The organism is Sphingobium sp. RAC03 (assembly GCF_001713415.1).
Classification (GTDB): domain Bacteria; phylum Pseudomonadota; class Alphaproteobacteria; order Sphingomonadales; family Sphingomonadaceae; genus Sphingobium.
The window spans coordinates 2461474-2481620 of record NZ_CP016456.1; the positions used below are offsets into that span (position 1 = coordinate 2461474).

Below are 20147 nucleotides of genomic sequence, written 5' to 3' on the forward strand. Positions count from 1 at the left end.
TCAGCGGCGGAAGCTCTCCGCCGCGGCGCAGGCGAGTTGGTCGGCGCGCTCATTTTCCGGGTGACCGGCATGGCCTTTGACCCATTGCCAGGTCACTTGATGCCGGGCGGTGGCCTGCACCAATAGCTGCCAGACCTCGGCATTCTTCACCGGCTTGCGGTCAGCGGTTTTCCAGCCATTTTTCTGCCAGCCGAAAATCCATTTGGTGATGCCGTCCATCACATATTTGCTGTCGGTATAGAGCGTCACGCGGCAGGGTTTGCTTAGCGCATTGAGCGCCTCGACCGCGGCCATCATCTCCATCCGGTTATTAGTGGTCTGCGCCTCGCCGCCCGATATTTCCTTTTCCTTCGCGCCAAAGCGCAGCACCGCGCCCCAGCCGCCGGGGCCGGGATTGCCCTTGCACGCGCCATCGGTGAAAATCTCTACGGTGGGCAGGTCGGTCATGCTGTCTCCTCCGATCGCATCGAAAGAGGCGACCGGATCATGGGTTATGCGCCGAGCAGGTCGGCTGCGTCGGCGTTGGCGTAGAAGTCGAGCCGGCGCAAATAGGCGAGCGGGTCTTTGCGCGTCACCAGCGCGTCGGCCGGCGTGTTGATCCAATCATAGGCGCGGGTCAGCAGGAACCGCAGCGCCGCGCCGCGGCACAGGATCGGGAAGGCGGCGCGTTCCGCATCGGTCAGCCCATGCGCCTGGGCATAGCCCGCACCCAGCGCCACGGCCCGATCGCCAAAGAAGGTCGCGCCGTCATGGCTGAACGTCCAGGCGCTATGGGTGATGGCCAGGTCATAGGCACGGACATCGGTGCAGCTGAAATAGAAGTCGATGAGGCCGGTCACCCGGTCGCCCAGCATCAGCACATTGTCGGGGAACAGGTCGGCATGGATGACGCTTCGCGGCAGGTCGGCTGGCCAGTGGGCGTCGAGAAAAGCCAGTTCATCAACGACCCGTGCGGCGAGGCCGGGGGCGATCTGGTCGAAATCCGCGCCGCATTTGCGCGCCAGATCATGCCAGCCCGCCTTGTCGAGCGCGTTGGGGCGTTCGCTCGCAAAGCCGTCGGCCGCGCGATGCAGTTCGCCGAGCGCCTGGCCCGCCGCGCGCGATTGCGCCGGGGTCGGCTCGGTCACGGAAATGCCGGTCAGGAACTCGATCAGGCAGGCCGGGCGTCCCGCCAACTGCTGCAATCGCTGGCCGCTGCGATCGGCGATGAAGCGGGGGACAAGGCAGCCGCGCGCGCCCAGATGGTCGAGCAGGTCCATGAAAAAGGGCAGGTCGGCTTCATCCACCCGCTTTTCATAGAGGGTGAGGATGTAGCGATGGCCCGAACCATCCGCGCCGGTGGTTTCGAGCAGATAATTACTGTTTTCGACCCCTTCGGCGATCCCCTTGGCGGAAACGAGGCGACCAGCGTCATAGCGGGTGAGGAAGGCGTCGATTTCTTCGGCCGGAACCTGGGTATAGACGGCCATGGATCAGACGGCCTCCAGCCCGCGCGGTAGCTTGAAAGCGATGCTTTCGCGCGCGGTTTCGACAATTTCCTCCGTCACGTCATAGCGCGCCGCAAGGCCATTCACGACTTCGCGGACCAATATTTCGGGTGCGGACGCCCCAGCGGTCAGTCCCAAGGTCGTCACCCCATCAAGCCAGTCGAAGTCGATTTCATCGGCGCGCTGGATCAGCCGGGCGCGGGTGCCTTCGCGCTCGGCGACCTCCACCAGTCGCAGCGAGTTGGAACTATTGGGTGCGCCGATCACATAGAGCGCATCGCAGCGAGGGGCGATCGCCTTGACCGATGTCTGGCGGTTGGACGTGGCGTAGCAGATATCCTCGCCCTTGGGCGCGGCGATGTCGGGAAAGCGACGTTGCAGCACGGCGACGATCGCGGCGGTATCGTCCACCGACAGCGTCGTTTGCGTCAGGAACGCCAGATTGTCGGCATCGGTGGGCGCGAACGCTTCTGCGTCCTCGACCGTTTCGATGAGCGTCATCGATCCGTCGGGCACCTGGCCGAACGTGCCGATGACTTCGGGATGCCCCTTATGCCCGATGAAGAGGATGTGGCGGCCAAGCTCGACCTGCCGTTCGGCCTGGCGATGCACCTTGCTGACCAAGGGGCAGGTGGCGTCGAGATAGGACAGGCCACGCTCCACCGCCTTGGCGGGAACGGCCTTGGGCACGCCATGGGCGGAAAAGACCACCGGTACGCCATCTGGCACCTGGTCCAGTTCCTCGACAAAGATCGCGCCCTTCGCCTTCAGGCTGTCCACCACATATTTGTTGTGGACGATCTCATGGCGGACATAGACCGGCGCGCCATAGGCTTCGATCGCCTTTTCCACGATGATGATGGCGCGGTCGACCCCGGCGCAAAAGCCGCGTGGGGCAGCGATCAAGAGGGTCATCGGCGGGCGGGCGGCGGTGGGCTCGGTCATGTCTTCGCGCTTAGGCGAATGTAAGCCACGAGGAAAGCCGCTTCCTTCCGGTTGCGTGGGCGACGGCGGATGGATAAGGAAGCGCGATGCTTTCGGCCGATGGGCCATGCCAAGGATTATCTGCCTGTGCCAAGGAACGTCTGTCTGTCTCGTGTCGCCCTGACTGCCATGCTGGCTTTGACCCTGGCGGGCTGTTCGCGCCGGGGAGAAATCGATGCGTCCGGCGGTATCGTCGCAGTGCGGTCTGCTTGCCCGGTGGCGGCGGTGCCGGCCTATACCGGTGACATCACGCTGTTCAACCCAGCCAACAGCACCGATGCCTCGGCGATCGACGTGGTGGCCAACATCACCGACCTGCGATCGACCTGCACCGATGGCGCGCAATTCTACACTGAAGCGACCTTCACCGTGAATGCCCGGCGCAGCGATGCGAGCGCGGCGCGGCAGGTGACGCTGCCTTATTATTCCGCCGTGGTGCGCGGCGGCAATGCCGTGGTCGCCAAGCGGGTGGGCCAGGTCACGCTCAATTTCGCGCCGGGCGACTATCGCGCCAGCGCGCAGGCGAAGGCCGCCTCCTATGTCGAGAAATCCTCGGCGACGCTGCCTGCCGACATTCAGGCGAAGATCGTCCAGAAGCGCAAGGCCGGTGACGCCGATGCCGCGATCGACCCCTTCGCCCAGCCGGACGTCAAGGCCGCGCTGGCACGAACCAGTTTCGAACTGCTGGTCGGGTTCAACCTGACCCAGGATCAGTTGCGCTATAACGCGACCCGCTAATCTTACCCGATTAACCTATCTCCGTTCGTGCTGAGTAGGGACTGAGCGAAGCCGAAGGCCCGTATCGAAGCATCACACGCTGCGCAGATCCTTCGATACGCCATTTCGACTTCGCTCAATGCCTGTCCTGAGCGCCCGCCTTGACAGGCAGTCGAAGGGGCTACTCAGGACGAACGGCATTTTGTGATGCAGGATATAATCTGATGTCCCTTTACACTCGTTTTACCGCCCATCTCGATGCCGTGCTGGACGCGCTGGAGGCTGAGGGCATTCTGCCCGCTGGCCTCAACCGCAAGCCGGTGACGGTCGAGCCACCGCGCGACCCCAGCCATGGCGACATGGCGACCAATGCGGCGATGGTGCTGGCCAAGCCCGCGGGCACCAACCCGCGCGCCTTGGCCGAGGCGATCGTTACCAAGCTGCAAGCGCTCGAAGAGGTCGACAGCGCCTCGATCGCCGGGCCGGGCTTCATCAACCTGACATTGACCGATGCGACATGGCGCGCGGAACTGGCCGCGATCCAGACCGATGGCGATGATTATGGCCGGTCCGATGTCGGGCAGGGCATCACCGTCAATATCGAATATGTCTCCGCCAACCCGACCGGCCCCATGCATATGGGCCATTGCCGGGGCGCAGTGGTGGGCGACGCGCTTGCCACCTTGCTCGAATATGCCGGGCATAAGGTGATCCGCGAATATTATATCAATGACGCAGGCGGCCAGGTCGATGTCCTCGCCCGCTCGGCGCACCTGCGCTACCGCGAAGCGCTGGGCGAAACGATCGCCATCCCCGAAGGCCTGTATCCCGGCGATTATCTGGTGCCGGTCGGGCAGGCATTGGCCGCCGAATATGGCGACCGGTTCGTGGACGCGCCGGAGGGTGACTGGCTGGTGACCTTCCGCACCTTCGCCGTGGCGAAGATGATGGACATGATCCGCGACGATCTCGCGCTGCTCGGCATCCATCACGACATCTTCTCCTCCGAGGCGGAGTTGCAGGCGGCAGGCAAGCCGGAACAGGCCGAAGCCTGGCTGCGGGCGCAGGATCTGGTCTATGATGGCGTGCTAGAAGCGCCCAAGGGCGAACTGCCCGACGATTGGGAACCGGTCGAACTGCCGCTGTTCCGCTCGACCAAGTTCGGCGACGATCAGGACCGGCCGATCAAGAAGTCGAACGGCAGCTGGACCTATTTCGGGGCCGACATGGCCTATCATTATCAGAAGGCACAGTCTGCCGACCAGTTGATCGACATTTGGGGCGCGGACCATGCCGGGACGGTCAAGCGCATCCAGGCGGCGGTCGCTGCGCTGACGGAAGGCAAGGCGCGGTTCGACGTCAAGCTCATTCAGATGGTCCGCCTGCTGCGCGATGGCGAGCCGGTGAAGATGTCCAAACGCGCGGGCAATTTCGTAACGCTCGCCGATGTCGTGGGCGAAGTGGGCAAGGATGTCGTCCGCTTCACCATGCTCACGCGCAAGGCCGATGCGCAGATGGATTTCGACTTCGCCAAGGTGGTGGAAGCCTCGAAGGACAACCCCGTCTTCTACGTCCAATATGCCCATGCGCGCATTTCCTCGCTCGGACGGCGGACGCAGGAGGCGGGGATTGCGCTGCCCGCAGCCGACCTGTCCCTTCTTGGGACGGCGGAATTGGGCCTGGTCAAGCTCGCCGCGCAATTCCCGCGCGTGGTGGAAGGGGCAGCGCAGATGCGCGAGCCGCATCGTATTGCCTTCTATCTCAATGACTTGGCGTCCGCTTTCCATGGCTGGTGGAATATGGGCAATGACGATCCGCGCGCGCGGGTGATCCTGGCCGACGATCCGGCGATGACGGCGGCACGGCTTTCCCTGGCGCAGGGAATAGGGCAGATTATCCGCAACGGCCTCGCCCTGATGGGCGTGGTCGCGCTGACCGAAATGCAGTGAATGAAAGCGGAGTGAAGTGACGATGAGCGACTATGGGCGCGGTCGACTCGATTTCGACGATGAGGACCGGCTGCCCTGGCTGGAGCCCGCGATCGACGATAGCGACCCGGAAAGCCTTTCGCCGCTGCGTCTGCTCGGCTTGATCCTGCTCGGCCTGATCCTGGTGGGCGCGGTCGTCGCCGGTGTGTGGTGGGTGCAGAATCGCAACGGCGCTAATCTGGCTGGTGAAGGGCAACTCATCGCCGCGCCGCCGCAGGACTATAAGATCGCCGCAAACGAAGCCGATGCGCGCAAGTTCGATGGCGAGGGCGATGCCAGCTTCGCCGCAAGCGAGGGCGTGGCGCGTGACGGGCGGATCGACCCCAGCCGCGTGCCCGAAACGCCGATGGCCAAGGGCACGCCTGCGCCCACCGGCACCAGGCCGGTCGTGCCGGTCAAGCCTGCGCAAAGCGTCTCCGCGCCCGTGACCGACGGCACAAGCAACACGCCCGTTGCCGCCACCAAGGCCGCGAGCGGCGGCGCGATGATCCAACTGGGCGCCTATGGCAGCGCGGCGGGTGCCAAGGATGCCTGGAGCCGCCTGTCCAAGCGCTTCGCCTATCTCGCGCCACTCGCCATGACCGTCGAACCGGCCCAGGTCGGCGGCGGCACCGTCTATCGCCTGCGCGCCAGTGCGGGGGGGCAGGCCAGCGTGATTTGCGGCAAGCTCAAGGTAGCGGGCGAAAGCTGCCTGATGGTCAATTAGAAACGGATAAAGCCCTTCGACAGAAGGGCCGCACATCGTTACCGTCGATGCCATGAAGCCTGTCATTTTCGGCCTGTCCGGCCCAGTCCTGACCCCTGACGAGCGCGCCTTCTTTGCCGAGGCGCAGCCCGCAGGCTATATCCTGTTCAAGCGCAACATCGTCGATCGGGCGCAGCTGCGCGCGCTGACCGACGATCTGCGCGCCTTGCATGGGCGCGACGATCTGCTGATCATGATCGATCAGGAAGGCGGTCGCGTGGCGCGGATGGCCCCGCCGGTCTGGCCAGCCTTTCCGCCCGGCGCTGTGTTCAATCGCCTCTATGATGTTGCGCCGTCGAGCGCGATTGCGGCGGCGCGGGCCAATGCCCATGCTATCGCCCTGACGCTAGCCGAGGTCGGCATCACCGTCGATGCGCTGCCGTTGCTGGATGTGCGGCAGGAGGGCGCAAGCGACATCATGGGCGACCGGACGTTGGGGGCCGAGCCGATGCGGGTAGCCGCGCTGGGCCGCGCGACGCTGGAGGGGCTGGCGCAGGGCGGTGTGGTCGGCATCGTCAAACATATGCCGGGGCATGGTCGCGCCCTGGTCGATAGCCATCTGGAACTGCCGGTGGTGAAGGCCGACCTCAATGCGCTGGAAACCGACCTTGGCCCGTTCCGCACACTGGACTGGGCACCTATGGGGATGACGGCGCATGTCGTCTATACCGCCTGGGATGCCGAACAGCCCGCCAGTCTGTCGCCCAAAGTGATCGGCGGGATCATCCGAGATGTCATCGGCTTTGACGGGCTGCTGATGTCCGATGATCTCGACATGAAGGCGCTGGATGGCAGCATCGCGGAACTGGCCGCAGGCGTCGTGGCGGCGGGGTGCGACCTCGCGCTGAACTGCTGGGGGCGGATGGACGATATGGTCGCCATCGCCGACGCCTTGCCCGATATGCGAGCGGAGTCCCGCCTACGGCTCGATCGTGCGATGGCCAGCGCCCCGCGCGGCGCGGATCAGCCGCCGCTCGAAGCGCTGCTGGCGACGCGCGACCGGCTGCTGGAACCGGTCGCGGCCTGATCGCCTCAGCCGCCGCCCGGTGAATTATGGCCGCCGGCGGGAACCGGGCCGCCATTGGGCGCATGGCTATGGTCGGGATTGCTGTCCCATTCGATATGATAAAGGTCGAACCGCCGGTCGCGCAGGTTGCGGACGGTCCCTTCGGCCCGTGCCCAGCTCAGGTCGGCCAGGTTCACGTCGGCCATCGTCAACGTCTCGACATTTTCGGTCGATTCCGCCGCAATGCCATCGCGCGCGAAGGGCAGGTCGCATGGCGTCAGGATCGCGCTCTGGGCATATTGAATGTCCATATTGTCGACATTGGGCAGATTGCCGACATTGCCCGACATCACGACATAGCATTGATTCTCGATCGCTCGCGCCTGCGCGCAATAGCGCACCCGCATATAGCCAAGCCTCGAATCAGTGCAGAAGGGCACGAAGATGATCCGCGCGCCCTGATCCACCAGGCGGCGGGCGAGTTCGGGAAACTCGCTATCATAGCAGATGAGGACGCCGATCGGCCCGCAGTCGGTTTGGATCACGTCGAGCGAATCGCCGCCCTTGATGTTCCACCAGAAGGACTCATTGGGGGTCGGGTGGATCTTTTCCTGCGTGTGAACCGAGCCATCGCGCAGCGCCACATAGGCGATATTCTGGATGTCGCCATCATCGGCGCGGGTCGGGTGGGAGCCGCCGATGATGTTGATATTATATTGCAACGCCATCCGCGTCAGTTCCTTGGTCAGGCGCGGGGTATAGCTGGTAAGCTTGTCGATCGCCTCCATCGGATTGAGCTTCTTGGTCTCGAACGACAGCAGGGGCAGGGTGAAAAGCTCAGGGAAAACGATGAAGTCGGACCGGTAATCCGCCGCGACATCGACGAAATATTCGATGTTTCGGACGAACCCCTCGAAATCCTCGACCGCACGCGCCTGCAACTGGCAGGTAGCGAGGCGGACGCTTTCGACGCCGCGCGGCACGCGCATTTCGGGCGCTTCGTCGGGATCGACATAGGGGTTGCGCCAGACGAGGTGCGCGGCGTGGCCGTCGGACTGCTTGTCTTCGGGCAGATAATTTTCCAGCACGCCCAGCGGCTCGAACTGGTTCTTGAGCTGGAAGCTGACGACCTGATCGCGGATCTTGCCCGCGGCGACCTTGTCCAGATAATCCTTCGGACCTTCGACCTTGCGCTTGGCGCGCAGATAGCCAGGCATCCGGCCGGCAATGACGATGCCGTGCAGATCGAGTTGCTCGGCGAGTTCCTTACGCTCGTCATACAGGCGCTGGCCGATGCGCAGGCCGCGCAGCTTGGGGTCAACCGCCATCTCATAGCCATAGAGCCATTCGCCAGCCGCGCTGTGGCGCGTGCCAAAGCCGTTGGCGGTGATTTCTTCCCAGTCATGCCACGCAAAGGCCATGCCCTTGCTGACGCGCATCGTCGCGCAATAGCCCACGACCTTGTTATCGTAGAGTGCGACGAAGCAGCCATCGGGGAAATTGTTGATCTGGCCGCGCACGGTAGCGGGGGAATAGTTGGGCAGGCCCGGATAGACGCGGGCGATAAGCCGGATGATCGCGCGCACGTCGGTCGGCACCGCCGGGCGCACCTCAAGGCGTTTCTGCGTGGCTGTCGTCATGGCTTCATTCCCTCGGCGCGATGGCTATGGAAAAGGCGGCACCGAATAATCGGCACCGCCTCATTCCGTTTCCGTACTGAAAGCTTCAGGAGCCTATCAGTTCCACTTGGCCATTTCGGCTTCCAGATTGACGCGGATCTGTTCGAAAAACTGTTCCGTCGTCATCCACGCCTGTTCCGGGCCGATCAGCAGCGCCAGATCCTTGGTCATCGCGCCATCCTCGACGGTCTTGATGCAGACGCGCTCAAGGGTTTCGGCGAATTTGGTAACTTCGGGGGTGCCGTCGAACTTGCCGCGGAAGGAAAGGCCCTGCGTCCAGGCGAAGATCGACGCGATCGGGTTGGTCGAGGTCGCCTTGCCCTGCTGATGCTGGCGATAGTGGCGAGTGACGGTGCCATGCGCCGCTTCGGCTTCCACCGTCTTGCCGTCGGGCGAGAGCAGGACCGAGGTCATCAGGCCAAGCGAACCGAAGCCCTGCGCCACGGTGTCCGACTGGACGTCGCCGTCATAATTTTTGCAGGCCCAGACGAACTTGCCGCTCCACTTGAGCGCGGACGCGACCATGTCGTCGATCAGGCGATGCTCATAGACGATGCCCGCCGCCTTGAACTTGTCGGCGAATTCGGCGTCGAACACTTCCTGGAACAGATCCTTGAAGCGGCCGTCATAGGCCTTGAGGATGGTGTTCTTGGTCGAAAGATACAGCGGCCATCCGCGATCGAGCGCATAGTTCATGCTCGCCTTGGCGAAATCGCGGATCGATTCGTCCAGGTTATACATGCCCATGGCAACGCCAGCGGCCGGGAAGTCGAACACTTCCTTTTCGATCTTCTCACCATTTTCACCGTCCCAGATCAGGCGCAGCTTGCCGGGGCCGGGGACCAGGAAGTCGGTCGCCTTATACTGGTCGCCAAAAGCATGGCGGCCGATGACGATCGGGTCGGTCCAGCCGGGGACCAGGCGCGGGACGTTCTTGATGACGATCGGCTCGCGGAACACGACGCCGCCCAGGATGTTGCGGATCGTGCCGTTGGGCGACTTCCACATCGACTTGAGGTTGAATTCCTCAACCCGCTGTTCGTCGGGCGTGATGGTGGCGCACTTCACGCCGACGCCATATTGCTTGATCGCATTGGCGCAATCGACCGTGATCTGGTCGTTCGTCTCGTCGCGCTTCTGGACGGACAGGTCATAATATTTGAGGTCAATGTCGAGATAGGGGAGGATCAGCCGCTCGCGGATCCATTCCCAGATGATCCGGGTCATTTCATCGCCGTCAATCTCAACGACCGGGTTCTTCACCTTGATCTTCGCCATGCGCCTGTTCGCCTTCTTCATCGTGGGTGGATTTGGCAATCGCCCTAGGCAAAGCGGGCAGAATGTTCAACTGCGCACGCATAGTTATATGACAGACCGGAGCCTTCGCCGGGATCGGCCGTTGTCAGGGGGAAGCTCTCTCCCTAAAGATGGTGGCCATGGACAATAACGAAATCACGATCGCCGCTGGCGGCAATGTCAAATGGCGCTTTCCCTCGGTTCATCCGGAGGGGATGAAATTCGGCCTGATCGCGGTCGCGATCACGGCGCTTCTGTTCCTCGTGGGATGGGAGGTGCTGGGATGGCTGATGCTGATGGTGACGATCTGGGTCTTCGCCTTCTTCCGCGATCCCGTGCGGGCCGTGCCACAGGATGAAGGCGCGATCATCGCGCCGGCCGATGGCCTGGTGACGCTGATCCAGCGCGTGCCGCCGCCGCGCGAAATGGCGGGCGTCGATGGCCTTGGCGATCAGCCGATGATCCGCGTGTCCATTTTCATGAGCGTGTTCGACGTCCATATCAATCGCACGCCGATTGGCGGCACGATCAAGTCGGTCGTCTATATTTCGGGCAAATTCCTCAATGCCGATCTCGACAAGGCGAGCGAGGATAATGAGCGCCAGCATATTTTGGTTGAACGCCATGATGGCGTGCGCATCGGCTTTACGCAGATTGCGGGCCTGGTGGCGCGCCGGATCGTGCCGTTCGTCAAGCCCGGCGACATGGTCGCGGCAGGACAGCGGATCGGCCTCATTCGCTTCGGCAGCCGGGTCGATGTCTATCTGCCCGCCGGAACCGCGCCGCGCGTGATCCTGGGCCAGCGCACCATCGCCGGGGAAACCATCCTTGGGCAAATGGGTGATCGCCGGGTCGTCGCCGGTATTCAACAATGAGGCGGCGGCGCGCCGTGCCGCAGGGCATGCGGCGGGGCATCACCCTGCGCATGCTAGCCCCCAATGCTGTGACCGCAATGGCCTTGTGCTTCGGTCTGACCGGCGTGCGCTACGGCATATCGGGCGATTGGGAACGGGCCGTGCTGTCGATCATCTTTGCCGGGGTGCTGGATGGACTGGATGGCCGGATCGCGCGGATGCTGCGCGGCGAAAGCCGATTCGGCGCGGAACTGGATTCGCTGTCCGATTCGATCGCCTTCGGCGTTGCGCCGGCCTTGATCCTCTATCTCTGGTCGCTGCACGCCATGCCGAAATTCGGCTGGATCTTCGCGCTGGCCCACGCCTTGTCCTGCGCGCTGCGCCTGGCGCGCTTCAACGCCAATATCGATGCGGAACAACAGCCGCATAAATCCGCCGGTTTCATGACCGGCGTTCCCGCGCCGGCCGGGGCGGGCCTGTCCTTCGTGCCGCTCTATCTGTGGTTGGTGACGGGCGAGGATCTGTTCCGCGCCTGGTATGTCGTGGCACCTTGGACGGCGTTCGTCGCCTTCCTGATGATTTCCAACATCGCAACCTATAGCTGGTCGGCGCTGCGGTTGCGCAAGCGTATCCGGTTGGAAGTCATTGCCTTTGCCGGGTTGATGGCGGCGTTGCTGGTAACTGATCCTTGGCTGACGCTGCTGTTGCTCTGCGCAGTCTATGTGGCCCTGATCCCGTTCGGCATCATCTCCTATGCCAAGGTCGTGCGGACCCGCGAGGCGGAACCGCCAACGCCCGCCTGAGAAAATGATCAGGCCGCGAAAATGCCGTTCGGTACTCGGACGGCGGAAACGCGGTCTGCATCGGCGGCACGGGGACGACGGATACGTACATGGTAAACAGGCGTGTGCGGGATCGGCTCGAACTGGAGCGCGGCGATCATCTTGTCATGATAGAGCAGGAACATCCATGCGATGGTTCCCACGGCCATCAGGAATGCGCCAAGAAACAGGGTCGCTGCAACGAATGTGAACATAACGGTCACTTTCCATCTTGCCATTTGCACGGCTGGCCTCACTATGACGGTTTCAACGGCGGCGAACCGCCTTTGTTCCGTTTGTTCACTTTATGTTCCGTTTTGCGGCGCAAGTCAAGCCTTGCACATTATTTTCTGCGGCGTTAAAGGCGCGCCTCATTCCACATGGGAATCATCATATCCGGTGCTGGCAGCGGTCTTTCAGACCATCTGCGGTTCCCGATTCCCAGAGGCATTAACCGGAAGGAGATTATCTTATGGCGGCTCCTGTTGTCACCATGCACCAATTGATCGACGCTGGCGCGCATTTCGGCCACCAGACCCATCGCTGGAATCCGCGCATGAAGCCGTACATCTTCGGCGAGCGCAACGGCATCCACATCCTTGACCTGTCGCAGACCGTGCCCCTGTTCGGCCGCGCGCTCGACTTCGTGTCGGGTACGGTTGCCGCCGGTGGCAAGGTGCTGTTCGTCGGTACCAAGCGCCAGGCGCAGGATCCGATCGCCGAGGCCGCGCGCAAGTCTGGTCAGCATTTCGTCAACCATCGCTGGCTGGGCGGCATGCTCACCAACTGGAAGACCATTTCCGGTTCGATCAAGCGCTTGAAGACCCTTGAGGAAAAGCTGCAGGGTGACACCCACGGCCTGACCAAGAAGGAAGTGCTTCAGATGACGCGCGAGCATGAGAAGCTCGAAATGTCGCTCGGCGGCATCCGCGACATGGGCGGCATTCCCGATGTCATGTTCGTGATCGACGCGAACAAGGAAGAACTGGCGATCAAGGAAGCCAACACGCTCGGTATCCCGGTTGTTGCGATCCTTGATTCGAACGTCTCGCCCGACGGCATCGCCTTCCCGGTTCCCGCGAACGACGACGCCAGCCGCGCCATCCGCCTCTATTGCGACGCCATTGCGGCCGCTGCGACCAAGGGCAACCGTGGTGCGCAGCAGGCTTCGGGCGTCGACCTGGGCGCGATGGACGAGCCGATGGCGGAAGAGGTTGTCGCCGAAGCCTAAGAGCGTCGCGCAACTGAAAGAATGACAGGCTAGGGCGCGCTCTTTCAGAGACGCGCCCTGCCGCATATTTGAACCACACTGATTTAGGAGCCGAAACATGGCCGATATTACCGCCGCTTCCGTCAAGGAACTTCGCGACCGTTCGGGCGCGGGCATGATGGATTGCAAGAAGGCGCTCACCGAAGCCAATGGCGACATCGAAGCGGCAACCGACTGGCTGCGCGCCAAGGGTCTGGCCGCTGCGCAGAAGAAGTCGAGCCGCACCGCGGCCGAAGGTCTGGTCGGCGTTGCCGTCGCCGGGACCAAGGGTGTTGCCGTCGAAGTGAACAGCGAAACCGACTTCGTCGCCAAGAACGAACAGTTCCAGGATTTCGTTCGCACCGTCTCGACGATCGCGCTCGAAACCGGCGCTGCTGACGCCGAAGCGCTGTCGGCCGCTGCTTATCCGTCGGGCGGCACCGTCGCTGAAAAGCTGGTCGCCAACATCGCCACCATCGGCGAGAACCAGACCGTGCGCCGCGTCGGCCATGTCGAAGTGAGCCAGGGTGTCGTCGTTCCCTACGTCCACAATGCTGCGGCACCGGGCCTGGGCAAGATCGGCGTGCTGGTCGCGCTGGAAGGCGATGCCTCGGCTGAGGTCATGGAGCCTTTGGGCAAGCAGATCGCGATGCACATCGCCGCTGCCTTCCCGCTGGCGCTGGCCGCGTCGGACATCGATCCGTCGCTGTTGGAGCGTGAGCGCGCGATCGCTGCTGAAAAGGCCGCCGAATCGGGCAAGCCCGCTGAGATCGTCGCCAAGATGGTCGACGGTGCGGTCGCCAAGTTCGCCAAGGAAAACGCGCTGCTCTCGCAGCTGTTTGTGATGGACAACAAGACCCCGGTCGCCGACGTGGTTGCCAAGGCCGCCAAGGACGCCGGCGCGTCGATCAGCCTGAAGGGCTATGTCCGCTTCCAGCTGGGCGAAGGCATCGAAAAGGAAGTCAGCGACTTCGCGGCCGAAGTCGCGGCGGCTGCCGGCGTCTGACATACGGACGTACAGTCTGAAACAAGGAAAAGAGCGCCCCGCTGGGCGCTCTTTTTTTTGGCGAACACCGCATCGGGCGATAGGCACCATGGAATAGTCTTCCGATCTACTGAATTGCCAACACCGTGCCGTCTCTGCCGCAGACGTGGCTTCGGGGGCGTGCGCGGTCGGATGGCTATCCGCCTGCCTGTCTCCGACTTTGGCGGAGTTTGCATTGTCGATGCACAAGATATTGTCCGGCGCGCTGGCGTCGCTGCTATTATGGACGGCCCCCGTGCTGGCGCAGGGCGGGATGGGTGGCGATATGCAGGGCGGCGGCACTGGTGGCCCTCCAGGCGGCGGTGGCGGTGGTGGACCGCCCGGCGATAGGGGCGGCGGGCCGCGCCAACCTACGCCGCCCAAGCCGATCAAACGGGCGCAGTTCGACAAGGTCGTGACGGCGATGTTCCGGGAGGGCGACGTCAACCGCGATGGCATGATCATGATCGCCGAATTGCGTAGTCTGTTCGATGCTCGGCGCGAGACGCTCATTCGCGCGCGCTTCACCAAGATCGACAGCAATCATAATGGCGCGGTGAGTTATGAGGAATTCGTCGCCTGGCAGCGGCAAATGGGGTCGGTGGCCTCGTCGGAAGTGGCCGGGACCGGTGACCGGGATGGTCCGATCGCCGAAGTCCTCCTGCCCGATGTCGGCGATGACCCTGGCAGCATGGGCCTCGCTGCGCTCATCGAACCGCTCAGCGTCGGCCTGATCGCCAACGCCAACAGCAATTACGACGCGGGCCTCTCGCTCGAAGAACTGCTGGCCTATCAAGGCAAACGGTTCGATGCGGCCGATGCCAATCATGATGGCTGGCTGACCATGGATGAATTGCGGCCCCCGTCGCGGGGCGGGAAGGCTCCACGGGGCAGTGGCGGACCGCCCTGCCTGCCCGATCGTCCTTGCTGACGGTTCCACTGGACGGTAATTGCGGGACGGCAAAGGCCATCCAGCGATGCGGCGCGATATTTGACGACAAACGCCCCTTGGCATTGGGCGCTGGGCTGACTAATGATCGCTGGCCTTCCCGCTAGCAACATGGACTCCCCACCGCCTATGACCCGGCCTGCCTACAAGCGCATCCTGTTGAAGTTGTCCGGTGAAGTCCTGATGGGGCAGGGCCAGTTCGGCATCGAGCCGGAAACCGTCAACCGTGTCGCGGGCGAGATTGCGGCCGCGCGCGACGCCGGATTCGAGCTGTGCGTCGTCGTGGGCGGCGGCAATATCTTTCGGGGGCTGGCTGGTGCAGCGAAGGGGTTCGACCGGACCAGCGCCGATTATATGGGCATGCTGGCCACGGTCATGAACGCGCTGGCGGTGCAGAATGCGCTGGAAAAGCTCGGCTACGACACCCGCGTTCAGTCGGCGATCCCGATGGCGTCGGTGTGTGAACCCTATATCCGGCGCAAGGCGGTGCGGCATATGGAAAAGGGCCGGATTGTCATCTTCGCGGCGGGCACCGGCAACCCCTTCTTCACGACCGACACGACCGCCGCCCTGCGGGCCGCCGAAATGAATTGCGACGCGATCTTCAAAGGCACCAGCGTCGATGGCGTCTATAATGCCGACCCCAAAAAGGTGGCCGACGCGACCCGCTATGACGAGATCAGCTTCGACCAGGTGCTGACCGATAACCTAAAGGTTATGGACGCAAGCGCCATTGCCCTTTGCCGCGAAAATAATATCCCCATCGTCGTGTTCAACATTCGCGAAACCGGCAACCTGGCGACAGTGTTGGCGGGGCAGGGCGTCGCGACGATCGTGCATAATCAGGAGCGCTGACATCATGGCCCAATATGACAAATCCGATCTGGAACGCCGCATGGCCGGTGCCGTCGAATCGCTGCGCGGCGATCTGTCCGGCCTGCGTACCGGCCGCGCCAATGTGATGCTGCTCGATCCGGTGACCGTCACCGTCTATGGCGCATCCATGCCGCTTAATCAGGTCGCGACCGTGTCCGCCCCCGAACCGCGCATGTTGTCGGTTCAGGTGTGGGACAAGACCAATGTCGGTCCGGTCGATAAGGCGATCCGCTCGGCGGGCCTTGGCCTCAACCCCATCACCGATGGTCAGACGCTGCGCCTGCCGATCCCTGATCTGACCGAAGACCGGCGCAAGGAATTGGCGAAGCTCGCCAGCAAATATGCCGAGGGTGCACGCATCGCTGTACGCAATGTGCGTCGCGACGGCATGGACAGCCTGAAAGCCGATGAAAAGAAGGGCGAAATCAGCGAGGATGAACGCAAGCGCCTGGAAACCGAAGTCCAGAAGCTGACCGACAGCATCATCGCCGACATCGACGCCGCTGCGACGTCGAAGGAAAAGGAAATCCTCGGCCAGTAAGCCGGGGCTTTCCTTTCGTGGCCATTGCCCGCATCCTGATCTGATGGCCACGCAAGCCAAGCCCGACCTGACCAGCACCGCGCCTGCCCATGGCGCGCGCCATGTCGCCATCATCATGGATGGCAATGGCCGCTGGGCCAAGAAGCGCCTGCTGCCGCGCATCGCCGGCCATCGTGCCGGGGTGGAAGCGGTGCGCCGGGTCGCGCGCGCGGCCCGCGACATGGGGCTGGAATGCCTCACGCTCTACGCTTTCTCCTCCGAGAACTGGAAGCGTCCACCCAGCGAAGTGGCCGACCTGATGGGTTTGCTGCGCCATTTCATCCAGGCAGACCTGGACGAATTTCACGCCAATGGCGTGCGCCTGCGGGTGATCGGCAATTATCGCGTCCTTGATCCGTCGCTGGTCGATCTGATCGAGGCCGCCGTTGCGCGTACCGCCGCCAATAGCGGTCCGGTCATCGCCATCGCGCTCAACTATGGCGCGCAGGACGAAATGGTGCGCGCGGCCCAACAGCTCGCCCAGCGCGTCGCGCGCGGGGAGATACGCGCGGATGAGATCGGCGTGGAGACGATCGGCGCGGCGCTCGACACCGCCGATCTGCCACCGCTCGACCTGTTGATCCGCACATCGGGCGAACAACGGCTCAGCAACTTCATGCTTTGGCAGGCCGCTTATGCCGAACTCTATTTCACCGACATGCTCTGGCCCGATTTCGATGCGGCGGAACTGGCACGCGCGCTTGATGCCTTCCGTCTGAGGGACCGCCGTTTCGGCGGCTTGTAGGCGATGGCCAGCGAATTGAAGACCCGCGCCATCGTCAGTGTCGCCTTGATCGCGATGGCGGTCGGTGCCCTGCTGTCGGGCGGTCTGCTCTTCTGGCTGCTGCTCGCGGTCGCAGGCGTGCTGATGCAGGGCGAATGGGCGGACCTGAACGGCGCCAGCGCCGAACAGCGAAAGCTGTCGATGTTCGCTGTGTCGGTGCCGCTGGCGATCCTGTGCCCGCTGGCGGCTGGCGTGGATGGGTTTGCGGTCGGCCTGATGATCGCGGCCTTCCTGTTCGTGATGGCCGCGACGCGGGGCTACAGGCTGGCCTGCGGGATCTTCTATGTCTGCGTGCCGGTGATGGCCTTGCTGTTCCTGCGCGGGCAGGAACCCAATCTTTACGGACTTCTGCTCGCCTTCTGGGCGCTGGCGCTGGTCTGGGCGACCGACATTGGCGCCTATTTCGCGGGCCGCTCGATCGGCGGTCCCAAGCTCGCGCCGCGCATCAGCCCGTCCAAGACCTGGGCCGGATTGGCCGGCGGCGTCCTTGCCGCCTTGATCACTGGCTTCCTGCTGCATCGTTTTGCCGGCCTGCCGATCCAGTTGGCGGCGGCGAGCGGCCTGCTGGCGGTGGCGGCGCAATTGGGCGATCTGTTCGAAAGCGCGATGAAGCGGCGCGCAGGGGTCAAGGATAGCGGGATGCTGCTGCCCGGCCATGGCGGGGTGATGGACCGGCTGGATGGCGTAGTGGCCGCCGCGCCACTCGCTGCCTTGCTCTATCTGATGGTGGGACAGGCATGATGCGGACGGTGTCGATCTTTGGCGCGACCGGCTCGGTGGGCATGTCCACGCTCGACCTCATCCAACGCGAACCGGATGCCTATCAGGTCGTCGCGCTGACCGCGAACAGCGATGTCGAGGGGCTGGCGCAAGCGGCCAAGGCAACCGGCGCGCAGATTGCTGTGATCGGCGACCCGGCGCGCTATGACGCGCTCAAGGCTGCACTGGTCGGGTCGGGTGTCGAGGCGGCTGCAGGCGAAGAGGCGCTGGTCGATGTTGCGGGGGCCGGGGCCGACTGGACCATGGCGTCGATCGTGGGCTGCGCCGGGCTGCGGCCCACCATGGCCGCGCTCAAGGCGGGCGGCACCGTGGCGCTCGCCAACAAGGAATCGCTGGTGTCGGCGGGCGGGCTGATGATGGAGGCGGCGCGCGCTTCCGGCGCGACATTGCTGCCGGTGGACAGCGAACATAATGCGATATTCCAGTGCCTTGCAGGCGGCACCCTGGACGATGTCGCAAGGATTATCCTGACCGCAAGCGGTGGCCCGTTCCGCACCCGCAGCCGCGCCGAAATGGCGGACATCACGCCGCAGCAGGCGGTCGCGCACCCCAACTGGTCGATGGGCGCGAAGATCAGCGTCGATAGCGCGACGATGATGAACAAGGGGCTGGAATTTATCGAGGCGGCCTATCTCTTCCCGGTCGGTCTCCATCGCATCGAGATATTGGTCCATCCCCAATCGGTGATCCACTCGATGGTCGAATATCGCGACCGGTCGACCTTGGCGCAATTGGGCTCGCCCGACATGCGTATTCCGATCGCCCACGCCCTGGCCTGGCCCCGGCGGATCGCTACGCCGTGCCAACCGCTCGATCTGGCGCGGATCGGTCGGCTTGATTTCGAAGCGCCAGACCCCGATCGCTTCCCTGCGCTGCGCCTGGCGCGGCAAGCGGCCGAGGCGGGCGGGGCCGTTCCGGCCATCCTGAACGCCGCCAATGAAGTCGCGGTGGCCGCTTTTCTCGCCGGACGCGTCCGCTTCCTTGATATCGCCATGATTGTGGAGGAAGTGTTGACCCGCTATAGCGCGCCTGCGCCCGATGCCATTGCGGATGTGCTGGCGGCGGATGCTGCGGCGCGCGTCATGGCGGGCCAAGTGATGGAAAGATTGACGGCTTGTTAGAAAATCCCGGTTTCCTGCTGACCGTTCTCGCTTTCGTCGCGGTCATAGGGCCGCTCGTTTTCGTGCATGAGTTCGGCCATTATATCGTCGGGCGCTGGTGCGGGGTGAAAGCGGAGGCGTTTTCCATCGGCTTTGGCCCCGAACTGCTGGCCTGGGTGGACAAGCGCGGCACGCGCTGGCGGCTTGCTGCGCTGCCGCTGGGTGGCTATGTCCGCTTCAAGGGCGACATGAACGCCGCCAGCCAGGCTGATCCTGCATGGCTGCAAATGTCCGCGCAGGACCGGGCCGAGAGCTTTCCCGCCAAGCCGGTTTGGCAGCGCGCAGCGATTGTCGCGGCGGGGCCTGCGGTCAATTTCCTGTTCGCGATCCTGCTGCTGGGCGGCCTTGCCTATTGGAAGGGCGATCCGGTCAGCCCGCCCGTGGTGCAGCAGGTCGCGCCCGCATCGGCCGCGGAAAGGGCAGGCCTGCGCCCCGGCGACCGCATCGTGTCGATCATGGGGCGTCAGATCGACAGCTTCACCGACATCGCGCCGATCGTTTCGCTGCGTCCGGGTGAAGTCCTGCCCTACGTCATCGAACGCGATGGTCAGCGCACCGCCATGACGATCGCAGCAGGCGAGCGGATCGAAAAGGACCGGTTCGGCAATATCTTCCGCCTCGGCCAGTTGGGCGTGATGTCCGACAAGGTCGAATTCCGCGACATCGCGCTGTGGGAAATCCCGGTGGTCGGTACATTGCGGACGGGCCAGATGTTCGTGTCCGCGATGGACGGCCTGGGCCAGATCATTACTGGACGCCGCTCCGTCAAGGAATTGGGCGGACCGCTCAAGATCGCCGATGTATCCGGCCAGGCCGCGATGATGGGGCTGTTCGGCTTTCTCACCTTCATGGCGCTCATCTCGATTAACTTGGGGTTCATCAACTTATTGCCAATCCCGATGCTGGATGGCGGGCATCTGCTGTTTTACGGGATTGAGGCGCTGCAGCGTCGGCCGGTCAGTCCGCAGGTGCAGGAATGGGCCTATCGATCGGGTCTGGCGCTGCTGATGACGGTGATGGTGCTGGTGACTTTCAACGATTTGTCGTCTTTCGGGCTGTGGAAGAGCCTGTCCGGCTTGATCGGTTGACGCGCATCGGGCAGGGAAGCCCGGTTTGGCGACGTCTGTTGCGGCGGAAACAAAATTTTTCGAGTTTTTGAGGTGATGCG

The 20147-nt window shown here is 63.5% G+C and carries 21 protein-coding genes; 15 read left to right on the top strand and 6 right to left on the bottom strand.

Features of this window, described 5'->3' with window-relative positions; all coding sequences use genetic code 11:
- From rnhA to ispH, 3 genes are read right to left on the bottom strand one after another with little or no spacing between them, the layout of a single operon-like run.
- Positions 1-447 (bottom strand): ribonuclease HI, encoded by a 447-nt coding sequence (rnhA, locus tag BSY17_RS16510; RefSeq protein WP_037476600.1) that lies wholly within the window; start codon positions 445-447, stop codon positions 1-3.
- Between the two features lie 44 nt (positions 448-491).
- Entirely contained in the window at positions 492-1469 is a 978-nt protein-coding gene (gene thrB / locus BSY17_RS16515) for a homoserine kinase (protein ID WP_069066281.1), read from the bottom strand.
- Between the two features lie 3 nt (positions 1470-1472).
- Positions 1473-2432, bottom strand: coding sequence for a 4-hydroxy-3-methylbut-2-enyl diphosphate reductase (gene ispH / locus BSY17_RS16520; RefSeq protein WP_069066282.1), 960 nt, complete (start codon positions 2430-2432; stop codon positions 1473-1475).
- 168 nt (positions 2433-2600) lie between these two features.
- Between ispH and BSY17_RS16525 the strand changes: the two genes are divergently transcribed.
- The 4 genes from BSY17_RS16525 to nagZ all read left to right on the top strand — a co-directional run bounded on the left by BSY17_RS16525 (position 2601) and on the right by nagZ (position 6948).
- Positions 2601-3209 (top strand): hypothetical protein, encoded by a 609-nt coding sequence (locus BSY17_RS16525; RefSeq protein WP_037478756.1) that lies wholly within the window; start codon positions 2601-2603, stop codon positions 3207-3209.
- Positions 3210-3412: 203 nt separating this feature from the next.
- Positions 3413-5137, top strand: a complete 1725-nt coding sequence (gene argS, locus BSY17_RS16530) for an arginine--tRNA ligase (protein WP_069066283.1) — start codon at positions 3413-3415, stop codon at positions 5135-5137.
- A 22-nt stretch (positions 5138-5159) separates the two neighbouring features.
- Complete coding sequence (locus BSY17_RS16535) at positions 5160-5882, top strand: SPOR domain-containing protein (RefSeq protein ID WP_069066284.1); 723 nt, start codon at positions 5160-5162, stop codon at positions 5880-5882.
- Between the two features lie 52 nt (positions 5883-5934).
- Complete coding sequence (gene nagZ, locus BSY17_RS16540; RefSeq protein ID WP_069066285.1) at positions 5935-6948, top strand: beta-N-acetylhexosaminidase; 1014 nt, start codon at positions 5935-5937, stop codon at positions 6946-6948.
- A gap of 5 nt (positions 6949-6953) precedes the next feature.
- Here nagZ and BSY17_RS16545 read toward each other — a convergent pair whose 3' ends face one another.
- Complete coding sequence (locus tag BSY17_RS16545; protein ID WP_069066286.1) at positions 6954-8567, bottom strand: bifunctional GNAT family N-acetyltransferase/carbon-nitrogen hydrolase family protein; 1614 nt, start codon at positions 8565-8567, stop codon at positions 6954-6956.
- Positions 8568-8663: 96 nt separating this feature from the next.
- The gene (locus BSY17_RS16550) at positions 8664-9884 is read right to left on the bottom strand and encodes an NADP-dependent isocitrate dehydrogenase (protein ID WP_069066287.1); all 1221 of its coding nucleotides are present in this window, start codon (positions 9882-9884) and stop codon (positions 8664-8666) included.
- Between the two features lie 158 nt (positions 9885-10042).
- On the opposite strand from BSY17_RS16550, the gene BSY17_RS16555 reads away from it, so the two are divergent.
- Positions 10043-10777, top strand: a complete 735-nt coding sequence (locus BSY17_RS16555; RefSeq protein WP_069067039.1) for a phosphatidylserine decarboxylase — start codon at positions 10043-10045, stop codon at positions 10775-10777.
- The gene (locus BSY17_RS16560) at positions 10774-11559 is read left to right on the top strand and encodes a CDP-alcohol phosphatidyltransferase family protein (protein ID WP_069066288.1); all 786 of its coding nucleotides are present in this window, start codon (positions 10774-10776) and stop codon (positions 11557-11559) included. Before BSY17_RS16555 ends, BSY17_RS16560 begins: the two co-directional genes overlap by 4 nt.
- Before the next feature lie 8 nt (positions 11560-11567).
- Here BSY17_RS16560 and BSY17_RS16565 read toward each other — a convergent pair whose 3' ends face one another.
- Positions 11568-11792, bottom strand: a complete 225-nt coding sequence (locus BSY17_RS16565; RefSeq protein WP_069066289.1) for a hypothetical protein — start codon at positions 11790-11792, stop codon at positions 11568-11570.
- A 257-nt stretch (positions 11793-12049) separates the two neighbouring features.
- Here BSY17_RS16565 and rpsB point away from each other — a divergent pair, with 257 nt between their 5' ends.
- From rpsB to rseP, 9 genes are all read left to right on the top strand, one after another.
- Complete coding sequence (rpsB, locus tag BSY17_RS16570; RefSeq protein ID WP_043152929.1) at positions 12050-12808, top strand: 30S ribosomal protein S2; 759 nt, start codon at positions 12050-12052, stop codon at positions 12806-12808.
- Positions 12809-12905: 97 nt separating this feature from the next.
- The gene (gene tsf / locus BSY17_RS16575) at positions 12906-13832 is read left to right on the top strand and encodes a translation elongation factor Ts (RefSeq protein WP_069066290.1); all 927 of its coding nucleotides are present in this window, start codon (positions 12906-12908) and stop codon (positions 13830-13832) included.
- A 220-nt stretch (positions 13833-14052) separates the two neighbouring features.
- Positions 14053-14781 carry an EF-hand domain-containing protein gene (locus BSY17_RS16580; RefSeq protein WP_069066291.1) on the top strand — a complete coding sequence of 243 codons (729 nt, stop codon included), beginning with the start codon at positions 14053-14055 and terminating at the stop codon, positions 14779-14781.
- A 147-nt stretch (positions 14782-14928) separates the two neighbouring features.
- A complete protein-coding gene (gene pyrH / locus BSY17_RS16585) occupies positions 14929-15654 on the top strand; it encodes a UMP kinase (RefSeq protein ID WP_037472051.1) in 726 nt (241 codons plus the stop codon).
- A gap of 4 nt (positions 15655-15658) precedes the next feature.
- A complete protein-coding gene (gene frr / locus BSY17_RS16590; RefSeq protein WP_037472049.1) occupies positions 15659-16216 on the top strand; it encodes a ribosome recycling factor in 558 nt (185 codons plus the stop codon).
- Between the two features lie 43 nt (positions 16217-16259).
- Complete coding sequence (locus BSY17_RS16595) at positions 16260-17000, top strand: isoprenyl transferase (protein WP_069066292.1); 741 nt, start codon at positions 16260-16262, stop codon at positions 16998-17000.
- A 3-nt stretch (positions 17001-17003) separates the two neighbouring features.
- The gene (locus BSY17_RS16600) at positions 17004-17780 is read left to right on the top strand and encodes a phosphatidate cytidylyltransferase (protein WP_037472043.1); all 777 of its coding nucleotides are present in this window, start codon (positions 17004-17006) and stop codon (positions 17778-17780) included.
- Positions 17780-18940 carry a 1-deoxy-D-xylulose-5-phosphate reductoisomerase gene (locus BSY17_RS16605; RefSeq protein ID WP_069067040.1) on the top strand — a complete coding sequence of 387 codons (1161 nt, stop codon included), beginning with the start codon at positions 17780-17782 and terminating at the stop codon, positions 18938-18940. The genes BSY17_RS16600 and BSY17_RS16605 overlap by 1 nt, the downstream gene beginning before the upstream one ends.
- Positions 18934-20067 carry an RIP metalloprotease RseP gene (gene rseP, locus BSY17_RS16610; protein ID WP_069066293.1) on the top strand — a complete coding sequence of 378 codons (1134 nt, stop codon included), beginning with the start codon at positions 18934-18936 and terminating at the stop codon, positions 20065-20067. The genes BSY17_RS16605 and rseP overlap by 7 nt, the downstream gene beginning before the upstream one ends.
- Positions 20068-20147 lie beyond the last annotated feature (80 nt).